This window comes from Flavobacterium sp. HBTb2-11-1 (genome assembly GCF_009826975.1).
Taxonomy (GTDB): Bacteria; Bacteroidota; Bacteroidia; order Flavobacteriales; family Flavobacteriaceae; genus Flavobacterium.
The window spans coordinates 66,253-88,302 of the sequence record NZ_WUMO01000006.1 but is presented as its reverse complement, the minus strand read 5'-3'; the positions used below and the strand labels follow the sequence as shown (position 1 = coordinate 88,302).

Genomic DNA, 22,050 nt, shown 5'->3' with positions numbered 1-22,050 from the left:
TAATTTTATTTTCATTTAAAGAAATCAATAATCACTTCTTTTATTCTACTTTTATCTGTAATAGTTAAATTTGATCCTGATGGCAAACATAATCCTTTTTTGAATAACTCTTCAGAAATCTTATTGCCATAATATGGATATCCTCTAAAAATTGGTTGCAGATGCATTGGTTTCCATAATGGGCGACTCTCAATATTAACTTTTTCAAAAGCTAGTCTTAACCTTTCTTTTACTTCTTCTGTTTCAAGTAATATTGCATTTAGCCAATAATTGGAGAAAAAATCATCTCTTATGTTATCAAATAGCTTTACATTTTTTACCTCTTTAAAAATATTTTTATAAAACATATGATTCTCTTGTCTTAAACTAATATTCTTTTCTAAGATTTTCATTTGTCCAAGACCAATCCCAGCGCAAATATTACTCATTCTATAATTGTAACCTATTTCACTATGCTGATAATGTACAGCTTTATCTTTTGATTGGGTAGCATAAAAAATTGCTTTCTCCTTGATCTCTTTAGACTTAGTTATTAATGCTCCCCCGCTAGAAGTGGTGATAATTTTATTCCCATTAAACGACAAAACACCAAATGTTCCAAAACTACCACATTTTTTTCCTTTATAACTACTTCCAAGCGCTTCAGCGCTATCCTCAATAATTGGTATTTCATATTTATCAGCAATTGAATGTATTTCATCCACTTTATAAGGCATACCGTATAAATGAACCGCTATAATTGCTTTCGGTTTTTTTCCTTTCTCGATTCTATCTTTTATAGCGCTCTCAAGATTTTCGGGACAAATATTCCAAGTGTCTATTTCACTATCTACAAATATCGGAATTGCATTTTGATATAAAATTGGATTTACCGAAGCTGCAAAAGTCATACTCTGACAAATTACTTCGTCTCTATTTTTAACACCTAAGAGAATTAATGCTAAATGTATGGCAGACGTTCCTGAATTTGATGCTGCTACAAAATTTCCATTATTAAAATAATTCTGAAGTTCATCCTCAAATTCGTCAACATTTGGTCCTCCAGAAGTAATCCAATTCGATTTTAGAGCTCTATCTATATATTCTTGCTCATAACCGCTTTCTTGAGATAATGACAAGTAAATTCTATTATCTTCCATTATTTGAATAACCAATAATCTAGCGGAAAGCGAACATCATCATCACTTACATTTGCTAAAGGCAATGTAGAAAAGGATATTAATTTTGAATTTTCTTCTAGAGATTCTACTGCATTTGCATAACCGGCTGGTATGTGAACAATTTTGCTATCAGATTCTGTAACTAAAACAGTCTCAATAGCCAAATCTTTTGAAGGATTCTCCCAATTGTCAATTTTTATAAAATGAATTTTAAAAGAACCTGAAAGACAATAAAAATTTTTAGTATCTAATTTATGACCTTGCCAAGCCCGAATCGGATTTTCCTTAGAATTACTTATAATATAAAACCTTTCAATATTTGTAAAGCTAAAATCATTCACATATAAGATACTTCCCCGATGATCTGAAAATTTTCCTCCCTCAATTATTTTAGGCTCCATGATTCAATCGTAAATTACTTTTGTTTAATAAATAAAATTTTGAGGAGTACAGAAAAATTAATGGTAAAATTACAATTAAAAATATAATTGCATCTTGAACTTTTTGATAAAGAAAAATCACTAAAAAAGAAATTCCTGTCTGAACTAACGCATAAAAAAGAGATACTAATCGATGTTGGATTTTATATTCATTACTTAACACTTGATACAAGTGCAATCTATGCGCTTCAAAAATATTTTGTTTAAGATAAAGTCTATGCAAGATTGTGCAAACTGCATCAACTCCATAAACTGCTAAAAACAATAACCAAATAAGTGATTCTGTTACTAGAATAAGTTTTGCAACCAAATAAATTATCCAAAAAGCTATAGCAATACTTCCAACATCACCAGCAAAACATTTTGCTTTCTTTCTATAATTAAAAAAAAGAAAAACCAAACTCGCTAACATTGCATATTTTATTAACGCACCATCAATAAAAAGTTGTTTTTTTGTATTGATATACAACAAAGATCCCATTACTACTAAAGTATAAAACCCAGTAATACCATTAATACCATCCATAAAATTATAGGCATTAATGAGTCCGATAGCTAAAACATATGCAATTACAACAACCCAAATTGGCATTAAATGAAACAAGTCTAGATCATAAAAAATTAATGTGATTGCTAGAAAATGAATAGAGATTCGGATTTTATTCGATAAACTTTGAACGTCGTCCCAAAAACTGACTAAACTAACTAAAGTTATACCTGTAAAGAAAAAATAATTATTTTGAATATGTTGCGCAAAATAAAGCAGAGCTGAAAACCAAAAAATTATTCCGCCACCACGTAAAGTAATTTCTGTATGAGAACTTCTTTGATTTGGTTTGTCAATGATATTAAAATGATCTGCTACTTTAAAATAAAGTAGCATAATAATCATTAAAACAATTCCTAAAATTGTGTATTCCATTATTTTTCTATGAAGCTTTTGATAGTTTTTTCTAATCCTTGTTTGGCTGTATATGGAAGTTTTTCAATTCCAATAGCTGATTTTATCTTTCTGTTAGAAACACGATAATTTTCTGTTAGTTTTTGAATGGTTTCAGAATTTAAGGGAAATTTTATAAAATCTCCTATTTTAGCCATTCCAATTATAAGCCCTTTTGGAATTTTAATCAATCTGTCTTTTTTATTCAAAACAGAAGATATTATTCTTACGACATCATTTGTGGATAAAAATTCGTCGTCCGAAAAATTATAAATCCCAGAAGGAATTTCTTTGTTTTCAAGAATTTCTTTAATCAAAAAATTAAGATTATCAATACCTAAAAATGATCTTTCATTATGAAAAGCTGCCAAAGGATAAGGCATTCCTTTCTTCACTACATTAAAAAGTAAATTTAGATTTCCTTTGTTTCCGGGACCATGTATCATACAAGGTCTTATAATAAAAACTCTCTTTCCTTGTGAGATTTTTTTTGATAAAATATAATTTTCAGCATTTAATTTAGATTGACCATAAGGTGATTTTGGATCAGGATTCTCGTCTTCAAACAAAACATCTTGAACACTATCTGCAACAGATTTTACGCTACTAAAGTAAATAAAATCAAAACTTTCACTATCTAAAAAGGCATCAAACAATTGTTTCGTTAACTCATAATTAGCATCAAAATACTCTTTCGGTTCTGATACTTTTTTCAAATCATGAGCTTTGCCGGCTAGATGGATTAATGCATCTGCACTAATTTCAAATTTCTGATCTAATTCATAACGTGCACTGATAGAAACTATTTTGTAGGTTGTTTCTAAATATTTTTGCAGATTTTTACCAACGAAACCTCTTATTCCTGTTATCGCTATTTTCATTGATTGAATTGTGACAGTGCTTCATTATTTATTTTTTTTCTTTCAGCATCAAAAAACCAACCCCACTTATTGAAGTATTTAAAAGCCGAAGTAACAAATATCTTAAACAGTCTTTTATTTTTATTTGCTCCAGATTCATACTCATGCACTACCGACACTTTCGGGAAGTAAATTGTTTTATAATGCTGATGTATTCTTCTCGAAAGATCCCAATCTTCAAAGTACATAAAAAAAGCATCATCATACATTCCTAATTTTTTAATAGCTTCTATTTTCAACAGCGTAAAACAACCTGAAAGTATAGGTGTATTATAAATAAAATCCTTTGGAACTTCTCTAAGTTCATATTTATTTATAAATTTTTGATATGCTTTTACAGGTTTTTTAAACTTTCTCCAAAATATACTAAAAGGTGTAGGCAACAATTTAGGTAAATTCTGAATACTTCCATCCACATTTAAAACCTGAGGCATCATCATTCCTATTTTTGAATCACTATCTATATATTTAATCATTGGCGTAATTATATCATTTTTTATGTAAATATCAGGATTAACAATAAAATGATATTGTGCTCCCAATTCTATCGCTTTTTTTATTGCAACATTATGAGAAGCTCCAAATCCAGGATTCGAAGGATTATGTATGTAATCTATTCTTAAGTCTGAAGACAAAACTCTTAATGCATCATTTGGAGAATTATCTATTAAATATATTTTTAGATTCAAATCTGTATCTAAAAAAGATTTTATTATACCTTCTAACAGCGTGGCATCACTGTTATACAAAACAATAGAAGCAGTTATTTTTTTATTCATTTTAAAAAAATTTACGAATCAAAAATATAAAGACTTTAAAAACATAAGTTAGCTTTAATTATTTTGAAATAAATTATGCAAATTGCAATTAGAAATTAAGCTTTCTTTATATTTAATTGATGTATCGAATTAGGTTCCTCCAAATATAATCGATAATCTCCAAAGAAATTTCTCCATGAATTTCTTCCATTATCACGAAAACAACTTTTGTTGAAAAAATAAGGAGTTCCGTCTTTTAAGACACAGACCAATTCATACCCAAGATCCATCACAATCCTTGACAATTTTATCTCTCCTTCTCTTATCAATGCTAATTTAAAATCAACACCCTTTCCCGGAAAACTCTTGTTTTTTTCCACTAGCTCTTTTAACACTTCTGTTGTAGTTAGTAAAAAAAAACTTTGCAAATGCGGATTAAAATTATTCCTAATAAGACTTTGATACATTTTCGAATTAAAAGAAACCCCCATCATTCCAACTGATCTGTTGGCCTTAAAAAAGTCCAAATAGTCATCGATAAATTCAACCTGCTTCTTATTAACTGATGTATTTGTCAATAAAACATACTTATTTTTAGCATTTTTTATGTTTTCAAAAAATGTTTCATATCCAGAGAAATCCATTCCCACATTAGGAACGTTAATTATTTTAACATCCTCGATTTTTCTTTCAAACAGATGTGAATCAGAAATTGTAACTGTAAGATCGACATCATATTTACCATTATAATTTTGAAACCTTAATAATTGATAATCAAGACCACAATCAAACCCTGCTATGTTTTTAATTTTTTTAGATCTTTTTCCTTTATAACCACCCCATTCATGAATGCATACAGATAACTTATCTTCATCCACGGGAACTCTTGTTCTGCTTTTTTCAACGCTTAATTCTGGTTTCTGAATGCTCCACTTTATAAAGTTCTTAGTGTATAAATATGGGCTTAGAATTAATTCAAATAATAGATTTAAAAAAAATTTATTTCTGCTTGACATTAATATTTTTTTTAATTTGCTAACTGCAAATATATATTATTAGATCATTTCTTATTAACAATTTCTTCATAATGAGCAAAATGATTCTCAGCCATTATCTCTGATGTGAAAAATTTATTTGCTCTTAGACTTGCATTTTTACTTTTTTCTACTTTTTCTGAATATGCCTGATTAATAGCTTGAAGTAAAGACTTTTTATTATCTAATTCAAAAAAGGACACTTCATTTTCAGAAAATATTTCATGGAAGGATGGAATATTAGAACATACTATCGACTTATTTGCTAACGCAGCTTCAACCATTGCTAAACCAAAACCTTCAGAATATGATGGCATCATATATATATCTATAAACTTCAAATATGAATATGGAGCTTTAACATATGGTAAGAAAAGAACTCTTTCTTTTACTTTATACTTGACAACTTCACTTTTAAGTGTATTTAAATATGGGCCTTCGCCAAAAATAACATAAATATAATCCGGAAGCTGTTCAAGAACTTCAATTACCTGAGAAATGCCTTTCCTTTTACTAATATAGGCATACGTCCCAAGAATTCTATATCCTTTTTCTTTATAACTTAATATAGCTTTCGCTATCACTTCGTCAACATTTTCATTGTCATTAATATTACATCCATTATATATTGTTTTTATATTTGGAAATATTTTACTATACTGATTTTTTAACTGATCTGATATAGCTATTACAGAATTAAAATGTCGTTGAATATAACACCAAATATTACCTAAGAAGAAGGAAGCAAATCTATTAAATTGAATTGTAAAACTCATAAAAGTATCTTGGTGTATTGTACTGATTATTTTTGCCTTTTTAATTTTTTTTCGATTTTTATATACATAAACATCTGCCCACAAAGTATGACTATGAATTACGTCATATTTATCAAAATCAATTACATCAGACTTAGTAATATGGATTACGTTACAGTCAAAATTCAAAGTCTCGCGTGTTTCATTAAAATAATAAACGTCAATTAAATCAACCTTATATTTTAAATGTTTTATTACATTATTAACCACAACAATAGGACCTGTATTTACCAAGGAAGGCAAAATATAAGCAATTTTCATAAATTATATTATTTAAAAATTTCTTTAATTAAAGTTAAGTTTTGATTTATTGTATAGTTGACTTTTAATAAATCCTTTAATAATATCAAAAATGAAAGAGCTACAATTTGAGACTTTAGAATTCCTTTAAAATGTTTATTAATGTATAATTTTAAACTTTTTGTCATTAGAATTTTTCTTCTGAAAGGCACACTATCATCAAAACTTCCACCTTCTAAGTGAATAATATCCCTAACATTGATTATATATCTTTTAAAACCTGCATCTGCCATTCGTTTTTCTAGATCTGTTTCTTCATAGTACATAAAAAAATCTGGGTCGAAGCTATTAATTTTACTAAATACAGATTTTGGAATAAACAAATCCGCTCCAGAAATAAAATCGACTTCAACGAACCCTTTTACATTAAGTTCTTGGTAAACTTTTTCTTCGAATGTATTTTTATGCAATTTTAAATTTTCCAACAATCTATGATAAATTCTTTTGGAAGTAATAAATTGTCCGAAAGAGAGCAAATCCTGTTTTTCATAATTTATTAGACATGTCCCAACGGCTCCTAAGCTATTGTCGTTATTTTTTTCTGCAAAATTAAAAAGCTTACTAACAACATCGTCCAAAATAATAGTATCTGAATTTAACATGAAAATGTATTTTCCCAATGCAGATTCAATACCTATATTATTTGCTCTTCCAAAACCTAAATTTTCTTCCGAATATATATACTTTATGCGCTTATCATTTTCATATAAATCCTTACTTCCATCGGTTGATGCATTATCAACTAATATAATTTCAATCTTGTTACATTTTGTGCAATTTATGAGACTTTCAATACAATCATTGGTCATCTGTTTTGTATTGTAATTAACAATAATTACGGACACGTCTATTTTTTCCATCTATAAACTTTTTAAATAGAATCTAATTCTAAGCATTAAGTATTGAAAAAAATTCATACTATATTTATGTTTAATCATATTATACAAATCTATAGAGTATCTGAAATCTGGTACGTGAAAATATCTGACTAAAGTAGGAAATCTATGGCTTTTAGATGCGCCGATTACATTATTACTATGTTGTCTATAATATATAGTTGGTATAGGTAATGTAATAATGATACCTTTCACTGAATCAACGCAGACACCGACCCAAAAATCATGCATAATAATATTTTTGCTATCTAAAATTGCTAGATCTCTCGTAATACGATTAAATAACATTGTACAACCTGTAATATAATTTACAAATTTTAAATATTTTCGAGTTATTATATAAGGGTTTGTATTATTGTTTTTCCATAAAGATTTAGAAATAACATTCAAATTATTATCGGTAACGATCAAATCAGTATGTACAAGAATTGGCATATCTTTAGACCTTAGTTCTTCCGCCTGTATAGCATTTAAACTGGTTTGAATCTTAGAAGAAAACCAAATATCATCTTGATCACAAAACATATAATAATCTGCCTCAACTTTTTCAAGCAAACACATAAAACTACCAGATGCGCCCTTTCTTTTTTGATTATCATTAATTATTGCAAAATTAGCATGTTCTTTTTCGTACTCATAAAGAATATTCACCGTATTATCAAGTGATCCGTCATCTCGAACATAAAGAATAAAATCTTTAAATGTTTGAGAAAATATACTGTCTAATTGTTCTCTTAAATAATTTTCTCCATTGTAGGTAGATAGTAATATCGCAAGCATAGATTGAATTAGTAGTTTCTATCAATAAATTTATCATTTTCAGCTTCATAACTAAAAATAGAATAATAGGGTACCCATTTCACATAATATCTTTCAGGCCAATAGAATGAAGCGTAGCCATATGTAAATAGCATAATTACAAAAGTTACTGTCGTAATTAATTTACCTGGTGTAAAGATTTTTAATCTAAAAAAAGGAATTAAAATATCCGCTAATACAATACAATAAAAAGGCATTATATAATTTGTAAACCTAGTAAATATTATAGTATTGAAAATTGAACATATACCTAATATGCCAAAAACACATATTAAAAATTCATACTTAATTGCTATATTGAACTTAGTTTTCGCCCATAGAAGTAACCCCACAGGAATTAATGTTCTGGTAACAAAAAATAAGACTGTAGACTTCCATCCATACGAAGCTTCAGAATAATCATTAACTTTTTTATTAATTTTCTCAACATTCTCAAAAAAAACAAAAAGATAATTTAGTTGATTTAATGCAAGTAGAGCGATAAATAACACAATAATGTAAGTTATATTCAATTTTAAAAACTTTAAAAAAGGTAAAAAAATTAAAAATATTGCAGACAAATGAAACATCACAGCTATAAAAACACCAATATAGTATTTTAACCATTTATTATTTTCTAGATTTTTATAATTAAATAAAAAAACCATTACAGCTAAAGATTCTCTTAAAATCTCTACTGTAAAATTTATATAAAACATTAATAAAAACAGAAACAAAACACTAAAACGATATTCTGACCTTTGACTAATAAAATAGAATAGACAAGTATTAATAATTAGTATATGTAATATTTGAAAAAAAATAAAGCTTGGATAAATCGTCTTAGCAAATGAGAATAAAAAAGCGAAAAAAGGCTGAAATCCACCATCACCGTCACCGTCCCAAGAAATATCAAACATTCCGTTATTGGATATACTATTAAAGTAAGACATATAAACAAAACTATCCCCCCCAACCATGTATCTAAACCCTATTAAACATGTTAGATACAAGTATAATCCTATAAATATTAAGATTTCTGCACTCTTATCATTGTGCTTGCAAACGTCGTAGACGATAGATGATAAAAAAGTGACAAAAAATGGAATAATATAAACTAACATTTATTATTATTGATCATTAGTTTAGTATACAATAAAAAACGCTGTATCGAATTATTACGAACAGTACACATTGACTCATGTGATTTCAAAAGTTTTTTACGTGATTGTGCCATTTCATCATCATTTTGATGATAAACATCACTTCTATTTATTTTACTTTCCAAAAAAGAATCATAAGCTTTGCCCCAGTAGTGATTTATTTGAATGGCTGAATTAGATGAGTTGGACAATCTATTTATACCAAAACTTATAATTTTTTTGTATTGGTTAATTGCTGGTATCTTAAAGCCAAATATTCTCGAACCTAAGTGATGCGGATTTGTAAATTCGGCAATTGGAAAATTCATATTGCAAAACATTTTTGTAAATACACTAGGCTTAGGCCAGCACTGATCATATTGCTCAATAACCAATTGACTATAATCATGATTTAACTTACCATTTGACCCAAACTGCTTCCAATAAACAGCAACACCAGGATAATCTTGAAAAGGAATCAACCAAGATGTAATACTAGTGTGAGATAGTGGACATAAGAATTCATCCACATCAATAAATGCTAACCAGTTTGTATCACTTCTATGTTTATTATAACAATCTTCGTAGGCTTTCATTTGGGAGTGATTAAAGGGCCAGTCAATTAATTCTACAATTCCCTTATCAATAAACGGGCTAAGAACTTTTAAATAATTGTCATCAGAATTATTATTGTAAAAATAAAAATGATCAACACCAACTACGAGATGATAATTAATCCATTCTTCGAGATATTTTTCTTCATTTTTAAAAATACAACAAATGCTAAATTTATACTTATAGTGCTTTGTATCTTTAAAAAAAACTTTTTTTAACATTAGTAACAATTTAACCCAAAATGTCAATAAGAAATATGCTAGATAACGAGTAAAGTCGTTTTTAATTACCCCCTGTTTTAAACGTTCTCGGGTGATAAAATCACCATCTACATAATAGTCTTGAATCTCCTCCATAAAATTATTTTGTCAAGTATAATTTACATCTTAAGTACAATTGGCGCATACCATTATCAATACTCAGGAAGCCAATTAGAAGTAATATAAAAAAAATAAAAATGATAATAAAACTATAAATAATAAAGTTGTACAATGAAAGATAAGGGTCTATTTTAATTTTCGAAATTAAATATTCCGTCAAGCAAAAAGTAAAAGCAGTAGTAGTTAAAAGTTTTGAATACATTATAAAATACTGTATAAAGTCAAACTTAAATCCGCTTTTAAATAAGAAAAAAGGCTTCCAAAATAGTACAATTAAACATAAACTACATAATACTCCCACCAAAATTCCATTTATACCAAAAAAATATCCTAAAAGAATCGATAATCCAATATTTAAAAAAGTTTCGATTATAGGTGCAGCAATATCATTGAATAGTCCATATGCATTAATAAATGAGTCAACCGTTAATCTTGTTACGTTAATAAACATAATTAAGACGAGTAAAATCAAATTAGATTTTTCTAATAAATATTGCTTACCAACCCAATGCACTACAAAGACAGGCGTCAATTTATAAACGCCATAACAAGCAATACAAGATAAAAAAAATCTTAATGCAAATAGCTCCTTAAAAACAGAAATTATTTTGTCGAGATTACCTTCAGACACGAGATTACCAACTCCAGCATTTGTGCTATTAAAAACGGCACCTAAAAGAGCTGTAATTCCAAGGATAATAAGTAAATAATTTCCATAACTGGCAACAAATGACAGACTGGTAAATGCAAATATGATTAAAGGACTGCTTTCATTTAAGGCAAATCCAGCAATTTTGTGAGTAATCAGTTGCTTCGTTTTATGTGTAATATCAGGGTATTTGATCATCAACTTTTTACCAAGGTGAATATTTGTATCTAGCCATGGATATTCAATATCTAATATATATTTTATTCCAAAAACAGTCACAAAAATCGCCATAAGTTCCCAAAAAAGCCACCAAATGTATCCATTATCTAAAAAATAGATTGTAAGAATTTGCAATACCACCTTTATAATTTTAGTTCCCTGAATGGCATAATTCAATTTATATTCTTTTTGATCAGAAACAAGAACTATCTGTTGATAATTAAGAAAGTATCCTATTAGTGCAGATACTAATAATACACCGAAAGTGGTGTATGCATACCATAAAGAAATTTTAATATCAGAAAAAAAAAATGGAAAAAAAAGCATTAGAATAATTGCTGCAATTAAAACAACCATTCCAATTCTACTATATAAATAACCTTGAATAGAAACAATCTCATTTACCTGTTTTTGATTATTATTGTTTAAAGGCTTATACAATGAATAACTAACAGCTGCGCCTACACCGAGTTCTGCTAAATTTAGAAATTGTAATAAATTCATCGCTGTAGTATTCAATCCAAGAATGTCTGAACCTAAAACATCGAGAAATACCTTTCTGTAAAAAAACTGAAGTACTATATTTATAACAAAAAAAGTCAAAGCAAACTTTACATTTACGACACTTTTTTTTATTCTGGAATAATTTTTCATTAAATTGATTTGAATTATAATCTACCCTAATTAGAAAGAACAAAATCTAGAAATCAAAGTTAAAATTTAAAAATAGTATTAAAATTAGAACTAAATTTATTATAAACAGTAATTAATTAAGTTGATCTAAAAAACGTTTAAAAAGTAAGAAAATAATTCCTAAAAAAGCACATAAGCTTCCCCCAAAAATGAACCCTTTTAATTTCCCTAATCGCTCTTTTGCCAATGGTAATATTGGCCTATCAATAACTTGTATCAATGGAGTTTCTTTTCTTAAAGTAACTTTTGCTAACTCAGATTGCTTAATCAATTCTGTTAAAATAGCTGTATTTGCCTGTACATCTACTTGTCTTCTTGCTGAAGGCGCTCTTCGAACATTAAGTGCTGGATTCAAATTAAACGTATTATCATTTGCAATAGCTACGCCAGTAATTGCACCGTTTAACTCTCTTCGTATTGAATCCACCTGATGCTCCAAAATATCCATATTCAGTCTAGCCTTCTTACTTTTGGTCTCTACATAAAATTTCCCTACTTGTCTTGCTAAAGCTTCGCAGAAAAATTTTGCAAATAATTCATTAGTAGAACTAACATCAATAGTAATAATAGAAACTTTTTTATCTTTTTGTAAAACAGACAAACCAGTTTTAGATAAATTATAATACATTACACCCAAAATACTATCTTGAATTCTTGTAAATTTCTCGCGATTTTCATTAGGTAAAAATTGAATATTACTTAAAAATGGCTTTTCAATCCAATCTTTACGCCATTCATTATTCTGAATATACATTTCAGCCAAGGAAATTTCTTTTCCATTCAACTTAACAGGCGACAATAACGTTTTCTCAACCATTCTCCGCGACTTAAACAGCTCTGTTAAATTTGAACCAGTAAATATTCCGCCACCACTTCCTCCCAAATCTAAACCGAAAGAACTAGCTAAGCCTAAAGCACCTCCCAAACCTCCTCCTGACTTATCATCCTCTAAGGCAAAAGATAATGTCGCAGTATAAACTGGTTTTTTAAATATTGAATATGTTAGGCCAATAATTGCTCCAATCATTCCAGCAAACATAATAATTTTCCACTTGGAAAGTAAATAACTAAACCATTCTTTTCCCTTTAATAACAAATCTTTTAACGATATTTCGTCTTTTTCAATTTCTGTTCCCATTAAAAAATTATTTGAAAGCGGTAACAATTAATAATGCTAAACTAGCAAATGCAGTTCCAAGACCAGCCCATTCTCCAGCACTCATTTTCTTTTTCTCAGGTTTTTCAGGCACAACAATTTGTGAATCAGGCTCTACCTTAGGATAAGATCTAAAGAACAAAAATGAGGTTGTTACAGCTGCTTTTCCATTAGGGTAGATAATATAAGCTTTTCTTTTCCAACCTTTATTATCCACACCTCCTACAGAATTAATATAATACTTAAATCCTTTTCCGCTTCTGTACGGTATCTCGGATGTCAATAACACATTACCCGTAACTTTTACGCCTTCGTTATATACGGCAACTTCAATTTCATCACCTGGAAATAAGGTAACATTTGAATAGTGATTTTTATCTTTCACAATTTTCTCCCAATTAACTGGAATAGTTGTATATTTTAATTCGTCTCTTAATTTTTTTGATAATTTGGATTTAAGAGTATCATTAGTTTTAAGATTTGACTCATCTAAAGTTCCTTCCTTTTTTTCTAATGTTTCCTTTTTCTCCAAGTTAAGATTTATACTTTCCAATTGCTCAATCTGCTCTTCCTTGATTGGTCGTTTAATTTTCATCCCATCTAAATTCGCAATAGAGGTTAACCCGCCTGCTCTCATTACAATATTATAAACTCTTTCTTTCTTATTTGCTAATACATATTTGCCCGGATAAGTTACAGCTCCACTTACTTTAACCATTTCTGGTTTCTCATAAACTGCCATTCTACGTATATTTACAACATCAAAAGGTTTTAAAACAAAATTTTTAATTTGTTCATTATTGTCTGCGGTAATTTCTAGCTCGACTAATTCAATGCGTTTAGGATCAGCATCATCAATAGCATCAGATTTTATCATTCTAGCAATTTCGACCCTTTTAGAAGCAGAACCTGTTAACCCACCAACTTGAATAACTAAATCATTTAAAGTTAAATTTTCAAAATATTCATATTCACCTGGATTTTTTACTTCACCATCAATTGTAACTTTATATTCTTCTCTGAAATCTAGAATAGAATATACTGTAACTATATCTTCTCTTTTTAGTTCAATATCTGCATTCAGATCTCCTGATAAAGCAGCACCTAAGTCTACATTAACAATTTCTGTTGTCAAATCTGTCTTTAAACGAATAATTCGTGCTCTTTTACTATATGCATCTTCTTTTAATCCTTCTGCTCTTGTTACAAGATCAGAAATTTTCATTCCTTCTGTAAAAGAATAATAATCTGGTCTAAAAACAGCTCCTTCAATCTTAATACGATTTTCGAATCTATTTAAAATTTTCGTAACTCTAAAAACATCTCCTGACTGAGGTTGATAAGAATTATATTCACCTTCATTAATATCGTGAACTTTAAATTCTTTTCCAGTCTTTTGCAAGACGTTTACAGATGCTGTATAAGCAAACTCATTAAAACCTGAAGCAAAACTCAATAAATCTGAAAACTTTTCTCCTTTTTTCATTTCAAAAATACCTGGTCTTTTCACTTCTCCTTCAACAGTAACTCTTTGGCTGTAAGCTGGGATCCGAATTACGTCATTTTCTTTTAAAGCAACATTGTCAGATTGATCTCCTTTAACTAAGAATCTATAAATATCAATATTCTTGTAAACTTTATTGTTTCTTATCAATTCGATGTTTCTATAACTCCCATTTTTTCCAGGTCCACCTGCTAAATGCAAAGCATTATAAACAGTGGCTAACGAAGAGATTGAATAGTTACCTGGTTGTTTACCCCCAACTATTGTTACTTTTATAGTACGTATTTTTCCTAAACTAATGCTAACTTGAGATTGGCCAGAACGAACTGTACTGTAAACTCTAGCAATTGCCGCTTTTATTTTTTGTGTTGCGGCCTCAATAGACATTCCAGAAACAGAGATTTGCCCTACATAGTCTATACTTACCTTTCCTTCTACACTTACGGGTATATTAGCATTATATTCTTGAACACCATAAACGCTTACTTGTAATTCATCACCAGGGCCAAGAATATAATTCATTGGAGTAGCCAAGTTTAAATCTGGTTCAAAATTTAAAGTAGGATTATCAAATAGCTCTGATCCAAAAATTAATGCATTTAAAGAATCTTTTACTTTCTCATTTTTTATTTCTCCTTGTTTCCTCCCAAACTCTGAAGTTTTTTCTCCCGTTTTTGATTTACTATCCTTGTTTTTATCTTTAGCACCATCCTTAACATTCTTCTTTTCATACTCGTTAAGTTTGACTCTAAGTTTATTAAACTCTGTTTGACTCATACCTTTTGATAAAGCCATAGATTCAACTTGATCGATAGTTGCATTGTTGCTTTTTAACTGAGTACTAATTTTTGCTAAATCATCATCAGATAAATAATCTACTTTTACGGTACTTAGATCTTTAGATCTCATTATATCCTGTGCAGTTGCATTAAAAGTAATCAATACAAAAAATAATGTAAGAACGTATAATATTTTTTTCATGTTAAAGGAAAAATTATTTTAAAGATATTTTTTATGAGTATTGTTTTTGATAATAATCTTTGTAAGCTCCCGAAGTAACATTTTTAAGCCACTCTTGATTATTTAAATACCAATTGATAGTTTTTTCTAATCCTTCTTCAAAAGTAACTGAAGGCTTCCAGCCTAGCTCTTTATTAATTTTTGAAGCATCTATGGCATAACGCAAATCATGGCCTGGTCTATCTTTAACATAGGTAATTAGTTCTTCAGAAGTACCTTCTGCTCGTCCTAATTTTCCATCCATTATTTTACATAGCAACTTAACCAGATCTATGTTTTTCCATTCATTAAATCCACCAATATTATAGGTTTCATGATTCTTTCCTTCATGAAAAACCAAATCTATTGCAATTGCATGATCTTCAACAAAAAGCCAATCACGCGTATAATTTCCATCACCATACACTGGTAAAGGCTTGTTGTTTATAATATTATTTATAAAAAGTGGAATTAGTTTTTCTGGGAAATGGTATGATCCATAATTGTTAGAACAATTAGTTAAGATATATGGCAATCCATAAGTCTCACCATAAGCTCTCACAAAATGATCTGAACTGGCTTTTGACGCAGAATAAGGAGAGTTAGGATCATATGGTGTTTCTTCAGTAAATAATCCAGTAGAGCTTAGTGAACCATAAACTTCATCTGTACTAATATGATAGAACCTTTTTCCTTCAAAATTTCCTTTCCATTGATTCTTAGCCGCATTTAGCAAATTCATAGTACCAATAACATTGGTCTTAACAAAAGCAAGAGGATCTTCAATTGAACGATCCACATGAGATTCTGCTGCTAAATGTAGAACTCCATCAAAATTATGAAGTTCAAAAAGTTCATTAATAAAATTTTCATCAACAATATCTCCTTTAACGAAAGTGTAATTTGGTTTATCTTCAATATCTTTTATATTTTCAAGATTTCCAGCATAAGTTAACGCATCTAAATTAAAAATCTGATATTTTGGATATTTATTTACAAAACGTCTTACTACATGAGACCCAATAAAACCAGCACCGCCAGTTATTAGAATTTTTTCCATTCTTAAATGCTTTTATTAATTTAATAAATCTGATTTTTGTCTTTCTAATTCGTTATATATATCTTTTACATCCTGCGAATTCTCTTTTTGTAAAATCAAATTGGCAGTGTCAGTATGCACAAAAATAGTATTTCGTAAGCCTAAAAAAGTTGTGTGGCTTTCACATCCTATTACCATATTTCCATTAGAATCTACAGGATGTCCTTTTGAAACTAAATATTCGTAAACTGATTCAAAAGAACCAAGATCTGACCATGAAAAAGATGCGGGGACTACTTTGATTTTTTTACTTCTTTCCATCACAGCATAATCAATACTAATTGATGGAATTTGCATTGATAATTCTAAATCTAAAAACCCTTGTTCAGAAGATTCCCAAACTGCTTTAGATTTTTCATAAATATCTGGCTGAAATTGCTTTAATTCATCCAATAAAACACCAGCTTTAAAGCAAAACATACCACTATTCCATAAAAAGTTTCCTCTTGCAATAAACTCTTTAGCTGTAGTTTCGTTAGGTTTTTCTCTAAATGACAAGACTTTGTCACCCTTAGATTCGATATATCCATAACCAGTTTCTGGTTTAGTTGGAATAATTCCAAAAGTAACTATAAAACCATCTTTTGCTTTAGAGATTGCTTCGTGAATTGCCTTATTGTAATCTTCTATTTTATCAATTATATGATCAGAAGGTGTAATTATTAGTATATCTTCTGGCTTTGAAGCAAAAGCAGCAAAGGCAATTGCTGCTGCAGTATTCCTAGGTGTTGCTTCTACAATATTCACGTAAACAGTATTGGTTTTATCCATAACTAATCCACTCAAATGATGATTGTCAACATTTCCTACCACCATAACTTTATCGGCCAAATAACTATTACGTTCTACCGTCATTTCGAATAATGATTTCCCTTCAAATATCTCTAAATATTGTTTTGGTCTACTTTTGCGAGAAAGAGGCCATAATCTACTACCTACTCCGCCAGTTAAAATAACATGTATTATTGATTGTTTTGTTTCCATTTTTCTCTAAATAAAAAAAGGATTTTTAGTCTATAATCTATTATCAGCTATAGCACCTAAAACTCCTTTTACGTCATACAATAAACTATTTGATTTTTGCAATTCAGCAAAGTTTAATTCTAAAAACTCCGCATGCGAAACTCCTAGAACTATTGCATCAAATTTATTATTGGGAATAGAATTTAATGTTACTAAATTATACTCTTTTTTTACATCCTGCACATCTGCAAGTGGATCGAATATCATCACAACAATTCCATAATCTTTTAATGCTTTAACAACATCGACTATCTTAGTATTTCGTACATCTGGACAATTTTCTTTGAAAGTAATTCCAAGCATTAGTAACTCGGCTCCATTTACAGAAATTCCTTTTTTAATCATTAGTTTCACTATTTGTGAAGCTACGTATTCTCCCATGCTATCGTTCAAACGTCTACCAGCTAAAATTATTTCAGGATGATAACCGAACTCTTGGGCTCTTTGTGCTAAATAATAGGGATCAACACCGATACAATGTCCACCGACAAGGCCTGGCTTAAATGGCAAAAAATTCCATTTTGTTGCCGCTGCCGTTAGTACTTCTTGTGTATCAATATTCATTAGATTGAAAATCTTCGCCAATTCATTAACAAAAGCGATATTAATATCTCTTTGAGAATTTTCAATAACCTTAGCCGCTTCGGCAACTTTTATAGTTGGTGCTAAATGTGTTCCAGCAGTAATTACAGACTTATATAAAGCATCAACTTTTAACCCAATTTCCGGCGTTGACCCAGAAGTAACTTTCAGAATTTTTTCAACTGTATGTTCCTTATCTCCTGGATTTATTCTTTCTGGCGAATATCCTGCAAAAAAGTCTTCATTAAATTTTAATCCAGAAACCTGCTCTAGAACTGGCACACATTGCTCTTCTGTTACTCCAGGATAAACAGTTGATTCGTAAATAACGATATCTCCTTTTTTTAGAACTTTACCAACGGTTTCGCTAGACTTATAAAGAGGTGTTAAATCTGGTCTATTATTTCTATCAACTGGAGTAGGAACTGTAACTATATAATAATTGCAATTCTTAATATCATCTATCGAAGTAGTACAATACAGACCTGCATCTTCATCAGGATTGGTAATTAATACTTTTTGTAAAACATCATCTTCAACTTCTAAAGTTGTATCAGTTCCCGATTTCAAAGAATTGACTCTAGACTCATTTATATCAAAACCAACAACAGAATATTTTGTTGCAAATAATCGAGCTAATGGTAATCCTACATACCCTAAACCAATAACTGCAATTTTAATATTTTTATCTAATTCCATTTTCTTAATTTCTTTAGGCTATCAAAAATTCACGGCTTCGCCATTCCAAGTCACAATATCTGACTCAGATGCCTAAATTAATCATTTTCGCGCAAATATAGTATAATAAGTCTAGTTATTCAATACGGTTTCACGTAATACTCGAAAACAAATTGTTAATTTAAAAACACTTAATGACAACACATTATTAATCAGGCCGTAAATAATTCCTTCATAAAAAAAACAGAAGAAAAAATCTAAAAAAAAGACTTCTCTTCTGTTAATTTTTATTTGATAACGTCGTTATTTATATTTTATTTTTAGAATACATCCTAAAGTTTCCAAGATTAAAGTATAATAATTATTAGAAACTTCTTGAACAATTGCATTTTGATTAATAAATGCTCCCGATTCTAATTTAATTTTATCTCCCACTTGAAGCGCGGAAACAGTAACTTCACTAATATTTGTTGCTTTAAGACTGTTTTTTATCGCTTCGATTTCCCAGTCTTTTACGATTGCGGGTTTCCCTAACCAAAACAAATATCTAACAACTCCGGCAACCTGAAAAACTAAATTCCTGTCTGAATCTTCCAATTGAACAAAAACATAAGAATTAAAAAGTGGCACTTCTATCCTTTTCTTTCTGTCTGACCATTGCTTAACTTGAGTAATAAGGGGACAATAGCATTCAATCCCTAATTGATTAAGCTTATCGGCAACTTTTTTCTCCCATTTAGGTTTTGTATAAACTACGAACCAATTCATCTTTATATTTATATCGAAGCAAACTTATTACACTTCATATTTCTGCATCATTTTCACTTCGCGACAAAAGTTCTTTAGGAACCTATTCCATTATAAACAAATCCAATTGACTCTAATTCTTTAGCATTCAAAATATTTCTTCCATCAAAAACAAAAGCGGGCTTATGCATAGAATCGTATATTTTTTTCCAGTCATAAGTAGTAAATTCATCCCATTCGGTTAAGATTGCAATTGCATGAGCGTCCTTGCAAGCTTCATAAGCATTGTCAAACACATTCAACGCTTTTACATTTTCTTCACTTGATCTTGTTTCTAAATAGTTAAGATCGCTTAACATCTTATTTTCTGAAACTTTCGGATCATAAACTGAAATTTTAGCTTGTTCATTTACTAAATCATCAGCTACATAAATTGCGGCAGATTCTCTTGTATCGTTTGTATCTTTTTTGAAAGCCCATCCCAAAAAAGTAATTTTCTTATCGGCTACTGTATTGTATAATGTTTGAACAATTTTATTTGAGAATCTTCTTTTTTGATGATCGTTCATAATAATGACTTGTTCCCAGTAATCGGCAACTTCATTTAATCCGTATGACTTTGCTATATAAACTAAATTCAGAATATCTTTTTGAAAACAAGAACCTCCAAATCCAACAGAAGCTTTTAAGAATTTAGGACCGATTCTGCTATCCATTCCAATTGCCCTCGCCACCTCGTTGACATCTGCACCTGTTTTTTCACACAATTCAGACATCGCATTAATAGATGAAATTCGTTGAGCTAAAAATGCATTTGCAGTCAATTTAGACAACTCTGATGACCAAACATTTGTTGTTAAAATCTTTTCTTTGCTTATCCAATTTGCATAAACGTCTACTAAAGCGTTAATCGCTTCCTCGCCTTCAGGAGTTGTATCCCCACCGATCAAAATTCGATCTGGATTTAACAAATCTGTAACCGCAGTTCCTTCCGCCAAAAATTCTGGATTAGACAAAATTTGAAACTGAACACCGTTTCCAGTATTATCTAATATGCTTTTAATAGCTTCAGCAGTTCTAACTGGCAAAGTTGATTTCTCTACAACTATTTTATTTTGTTTTGCTACTCTTGCTATTTGTCTTGCACATAACTCAATATATTTTAAATCGGCTGCCATTCCTTTGCCTTTACCATAAGTTTTGGTTGGCGTATTTACCGAGATAAATATCATTTGTGCCTCATCTATTGCCTTATCAACATCTGTAGAAAAAAATAGATTTCTACCTCTAGCTTCTGCTACAATTTCAGAAAGACCTGGCTCATATATTGGAATATTTTCAGGATTTGGATCGTTCCAATCTGCTATTCTTTGTTCGTTTAAATCAACAACCGTAACTTGAATGTGTGGGCATTTTTGCGCTATAACTGCCATTGTTGGCCCTCCAACATATCCTGCACCAATGCAGCAAATTTTTGTAATTTTCATTTGATCTATTTTATCTTGATCGTAAATTTATTTTAAATTATTCCAATACCATCCTACAGCTTCTTTCAATCCGTCTTGCAAAGAATATTTCGGATTATATCCCAGTATTTTTTTTGCTTTTTCAATACTCGCCAAAGAATGCGGAATATCTCCTGCTCTATTTTCTCCATAAACGACTGGGACATCTTTTATTTTTGGATCAAACTCGGATAAATATTCTTTTAAATATTTAACCAAATCATTTAATGTATTTCTATCTCCAAATGCAGTATTGTAAACAGTATTAATGGCTTCCGGATTTTTAGAAGTCATTGCCAGTTCATTCATCTGAATAACATTATCGATGTAGGTAAAATCACGAGAGTAATTCCCATCTCCGTTAATCACAGGACTTTCATGATTCATAAATTGTTTTACAAATTTTGGAATTACTGCTGCATAAGCACCGTTAGGATCTTGCTTTCTTCCAAAAACATTAAAATACCTAAGTCCGATTGTTTGTAAGCCATAAGTTTTACTAAAGATTTCCGCATATAACTCATTTACATACTTAGTAATGGCATAAGGAGACAATGGTTTTCCGATAACATCTTCTACTTTTGGCAATCCTTGAGAATCTCCATAGGTTGATGAACTCGCTGCAAATACAAATCGTTTTACTTTAGCATCACGAGCTGCTGTAAGCATATTTAAAAATCCAGAAACATTTACTTCATTGGTCGTAATTGGGTCCTTTATTGACCTTGGAACAGAACCTAAAGCAGCTTGATGTAAAATATAATCTGCTCCTTCAACTGCTAAATTACAATCTGCTAAATTTCGAATATCACCTTCGATTAATTTAAAATCAGGATTGCTTAAAAAATCTTTCAAATTATGACGATGTCCTGTGGAAAAATTATCCAAACAGACAACTTTATAGCCTAAACCTAAAAAATACTCGGTCAAATTTGAGCCTATAAATCCAGCCCCTCCTGTAATTAAAATTGTATCTTTTGTTTTACTTTCCATTTATC

At 29.7% G+C, this 22,050-nt stretch carries 20 protein-coding genes; all 20 read right to left on the bottom strand.

The features are described 5' to 3' along the window. Positions 1 to 11: 11 nt before the first annotated feature. The 20 genes from GR162_RS14430 to GR162_RS14335 all read right to left on the bottom strand — a co-directional run bounded on the left by GR162_RS14430 (position 12) and on the right by GR162_RS14335 (position 22,045). Complete coding sequence (locus GR162_RS14430; protein ID WP_160782728.1) at positions 12 to 1,139, bottom strand: DegT/DnrJ/EryC1/StrS aminotransferase family protein; 1,128 nt, start codon at positions 1,137 to 1,139, stop codon at positions 12 to 14. Then, positions 1,139 to 1,561: a WxcM-like domain-containing protein gene (locus GR162_RS14425; protein ID WP_160782727.1), complete on the bottom strand. Its 423-nt coding sequence runs from the start codon at positions 1,559 to 1,561 to the stop codon at positions 1,139 to 1,141. The genes GR162_RS14430 and GR162_RS14425 overlap by 1 nt, the downstream gene beginning before the upstream one ends. Next, positions 1,551 to 2,522 (bottom strand): glycosyltransferase family 4 protein, encoded by a 972-nt coding sequence (locus GR162_RS14420; RefSeq protein WP_160782726.1) that lies wholly within the window; start codon positions 2,520 to 2,522, stop codon positions 1,551 to 1,553. Before GR162_RS14420 ends, GR162_RS14425 begins: the two co-directional genes overlap by 11 nt. Then, positions 2,522 to 3,421: an NAD-dependent epimerase/dehydratase family protein gene (locus GR162_RS14415; protein WP_160782725.1), complete on the bottom strand. Its 900-nt coding sequence runs from the start codon at positions 3,419 to 3,421 to the stop codon at positions 2,522 to 2,524. The genes GR162_RS14420 and GR162_RS14415 overlap by 1 nt, the downstream gene beginning before the upstream one ends. Further along, positions 3,418 to 4,239, bottom strand: coding sequence for a glycosyltransferase (locus tag GR162_RS14410; RefSeq protein WP_160782724.1), 822 nt, complete (start codon positions 4,237 to 4,239; stop codon positions 3,418 to 3,420). Before GR162_RS14410 ends, GR162_RS14415 begins: the two co-directional genes overlap by 4 nt. Before the next feature lie 95 nt (positions 4,240 to 4,334). Then, the gene (locus tag GR162_RS14405; RefSeq protein ID WP_160782723.1) at positions 4,335 to 5,234 is read right to left on the bottom strand and encodes a hypothetical protein; all 900 of its coding nucleotides are present in this window, start codon (positions 5,232 to 5,234) and stop codon (positions 4,335 to 4,337) included. A gap of 44 nt (positions 5,235 to 5,278) precedes the next feature. Beyond that, entirely contained in the window at positions 5,279 to 6,328 is a 1,050-nt protein-coding gene (locus GR162_RS14400) for a glycosyltransferase family 4 protein (RefSeq protein ID WP_160782722.1), read from the bottom strand. 8 nt (positions 6,329 to 6,336) lie between these two features. Next, positions 6,337 to 7,227, bottom strand: a complete 891-nt coding sequence (locus GR162_RS14395) for a glycosyltransferase family 2 protein (protein WP_202393945.1) — start codon at positions 7,225 to 7,227, stop codon at positions 6,337 to 6,339. Continuing rightward, entirely contained in the window at positions 7,228 to 8,043 is an 816-nt protein-coding gene (locus GR162_RS14390; RefSeq protein WP_160782721.1) for a glycosyltransferase family 2 protein, read from the bottom strand. It lies immediately after the preceding gene. A gap of 8 nt (positions 8,044 to 8,051) precedes the next feature. Next, positions 8,052 to 9,185 (bottom strand): EpsG family protein, encoded by a 1,134-nt coding sequence (locus GR162_RS14385; protein ID WP_160782720.1) that lies wholly within the window; start codon positions 9,183 to 9,185, stop codon positions 8,052 to 8,054. Next, complete coding sequence (locus GR162_RS14380; protein WP_160782719.1) at positions 9,179 to 10,174, bottom strand: glycosyltransferase family 92 protein; 996 nt, start codon at positions 10,172 to 10,174, stop codon at positions 9,179 to 9,181. The genes GR162_RS14385 and GR162_RS14380 overlap by 7 nt, the downstream gene beginning before the upstream one ends. Positions 10,175 to 10,178: 4 nt before the next feature. Continuing rightward, positions 10,179 to 11,720: a lipopolysaccharide biosynthesis protein gene (locus tag GR162_RS14375; RefSeq protein WP_160782718.1), complete on the bottom strand. Its 1,542-nt coding sequence runs from the start codon at positions 11,718 to 11,720 to the stop codon at positions 10,179 to 10,181. Positions 11,721 to 11,832: 112 nt separating this feature from the next. Further along, a complete protein-coding gene (locus GR162_RS14370; RefSeq protein WP_160782717.1) occupies positions 11,833 to 12,897 on the bottom strand; it encodes a Wzz/FepE/Etk N-terminal domain-containing protein in 1,065 nt (354 codons plus the stop codon). 7 nt (positions 12,898 to 12,904) lie between these two features. Then, positions 12,905 to 15,400, bottom strand: coding sequence for an SLBB domain-containing protein (locus GR162_RS14365; protein ID WP_160782716.1), 2,496 nt, complete (start codon positions 15,398 to 15,400; stop codon positions 12,905 to 12,907). Between the two features lie 31 nt (positions 15,401 to 15,431). Beyond that, complete coding sequence (rfbB, locus tag GR162_RS14360; RefSeq protein WP_160782715.1) at positions 15,432 to 16,478, bottom strand: dTDP-glucose 4,6-dehydratase; 1,047 nt, start codon at positions 16,476 to 16,478, stop codon at positions 15,432 to 15,434. A gap of 15 nt (positions 16,479 to 16,493) precedes the next feature. Further along, entirely contained in the window at positions 16,494 to 17,501 is a 1,008-nt protein-coding gene (locus GR162_RS14355; protein ID WP_160782714.1) for a mannose-1-phosphate guanylyltransferase, read from the bottom strand. A gap of 30 nt (positions 17,502 to 17,531) precedes the next feature. Then, the gene (locus GR162_RS14350; RefSeq protein WP_160782713.1) at positions 17,532 to 18,821 is read right to left on the bottom strand and encodes a nucleotide sugar dehydrogenase; all 1,290 of its coding nucleotides are present in this window, start codon (positions 18,819 to 18,821) and stop codon (positions 17,532 to 17,534) included. A gap of 282 nt (positions 18,822 to 19,103) precedes the next feature. Beyond that, on the bottom strand, positions 19,104 to 19,568 hold the full coding sequence (locus GR162_RS14345; protein WP_160782712.1) for a UpxY family transcription antiterminator: 465 nt from the start codon (positions 19,566 to 19,568) through the stop codon (positions 19,104 to 19,106). Positions 19,569 to 19,642: 74 nt separating this feature from the next. Further along, positions 19,643 to 21,034, bottom strand: a complete 1,392-nt coding sequence (locus GR162_RS14340) for a UDP-glucose 6-dehydrogenase (protein WP_160782711.1) — start codon at positions 21,032 to 21,034, stop codon at positions 19,643 to 19,645. 27 nt (positions 21,035 to 21,061) lie between these two features. Then, complete coding sequence (locus GR162_RS14335) at positions 21,062 to 22,045, bottom strand: SDR family oxidoreductase (protein WP_160782710.1); 984 nt, start codon at positions 22,043 to 22,045, stop codon at positions 21,062 to 21,064. Positions 22,046 to 22,050: the final 5 nt, after the last annotated feature.

Excerpts from the sequence above, each read along its gene's own strand:
- GR162_RS14430 (WP_160782728.1), bottom strand. The coding sequence starts at position 1,139 with ATGGAAGATAATAGAATTTACTTGTCATTATCTCAAGAAAGCGGTTAT.
- GR162_RS14425 (WP_160782727.1), bottom strand. The coding sequence starts at position 1,561 with ATGGAGCCTAAAATAATTGAGGGAGGAAAATTTTCAGATCATCGGGGA.
- GR162_RS14420 (WP_160782726.1), bottom strand. The coding sequence starts at position 2,522 with ATGGAATACACAATTTTAGGAATTGTTTTAATGATTATTATGCTACTT.
- GR162_RS14415 (WP_160782725.1), bottom strand. The coding sequence starts at position 3,421 with ATGAAAATAGCGATAACAGGAATAAGAGGTTTCGTTGGTAAAAATCTG.
- GR162_RS14410 (WP_160782724.1), bottom strand. The coding sequence starts at position 4,239 with ATGAATAAAAAAATAACTGCTTCTATTGTTTTGTATAACAGTGATGCC.
- GR162_RS14405 (WP_160782723.1), bottom strand. The coding sequence starts at position 5,234 with ATGTCAAGCAGAAATAAATTTTTTTTAAATCTATTATTTGAATTAATT.
- GR162_RS14400 (WP_160782722.1), bottom strand. The coding sequence starts at position 6,328 with ATGAAAATTGCTTATATTTTGCCTTCCTTGGTAAATACAGGTCCTATT.
- GR162_RS14395 (WP_202393945.1), bottom strand. The coding sequence starts at position 7,227 with ATGGAAAAAATAGACGTGTCCGTAATTATTGTTAATTACAATACAAAA.
- GR162_RS14390 (WP_160782721.1), bottom strand. The coding sequence starts at position 8,043 with ATGCTTGCGATATTACTATCTACCTACAATGGAGAAAATTATTTAAGA.
- GR162_RS14385 (WP_160782720.1), bottom strand. The coding sequence starts at position 9,185 with ATGTTAGTTTATATTATTCCATTTTTTGTCACTTTTTTATCATCTATC.
- GR162_RS14380 (WP_160782719.1), bottom strand. The coding sequence starts at position 10,174 with ATGGAGGAGATTCAAGACTATTATGTAGATGGTGATTTTATCACCCGA.
- GR162_RS14375 (WP_160782718.1), bottom strand. The coding sequence starts at position 11,720 with ATGAAAAATTATTCCAGAATAAAAAAAAGTGTCGTAAATGTAAAGTTT.
- GR162_RS14370 (WP_160782717.1), bottom strand. The coding sequence starts at position 12,897 with ATGGGAACAGAAATTGAAAAAGACGAAATATCGTTAAAAGATTTGTTA.
- GR162_RS14365 (WP_160782716.1), bottom strand. The coding sequence starts at position 15,400 with ATGAAAAAAATATTATACGTTCTTACATTATTTTTTGTATTGATTACT.
- rfbB (WP_160782715.1), bottom strand. The coding sequence starts at position 16,478 with ATGGAAAAAATTCTAATAACTGGCGGTGCTGGTTTTATTGGGTCTCAT.
- GR162_RS14355 (WP_160782714.1), bottom strand. The coding sequence starts at position 17,501 with ATGGAAACAAAACAATCAATAATACATGTTATTTTAACTGGCGGAGTA.
- GR162_RS14350 (WP_160782713.1), bottom strand. The coding sequence starts at position 18,821 with ATGGAATTAGATAAAAATATTAAAATTGCAGTTATTGGTTTAGGGTAT.
- GR162_RS14345 (WP_160782712.1), bottom strand. The coding sequence starts at position 19,568 with ATGAATTGGTTCGTAGTTTATACAAAACCTAAATGGGAGAAAAAAGTT.
- GR162_RS14340 (WP_160782711.1), bottom strand. The coding sequence starts at position 21,034 with ATGAAAATTACAAAAATTTGCTGCATTGGTGCAGGATATGTTGGAGGG.
- GR162_RS14335 (WP_160782710.1), bottom strand. The coding sequence starts at position 22,045 with ATGGAAAGTAAAACAAAAGATACAATTTTAATTACAGGAGGGGCTGGA.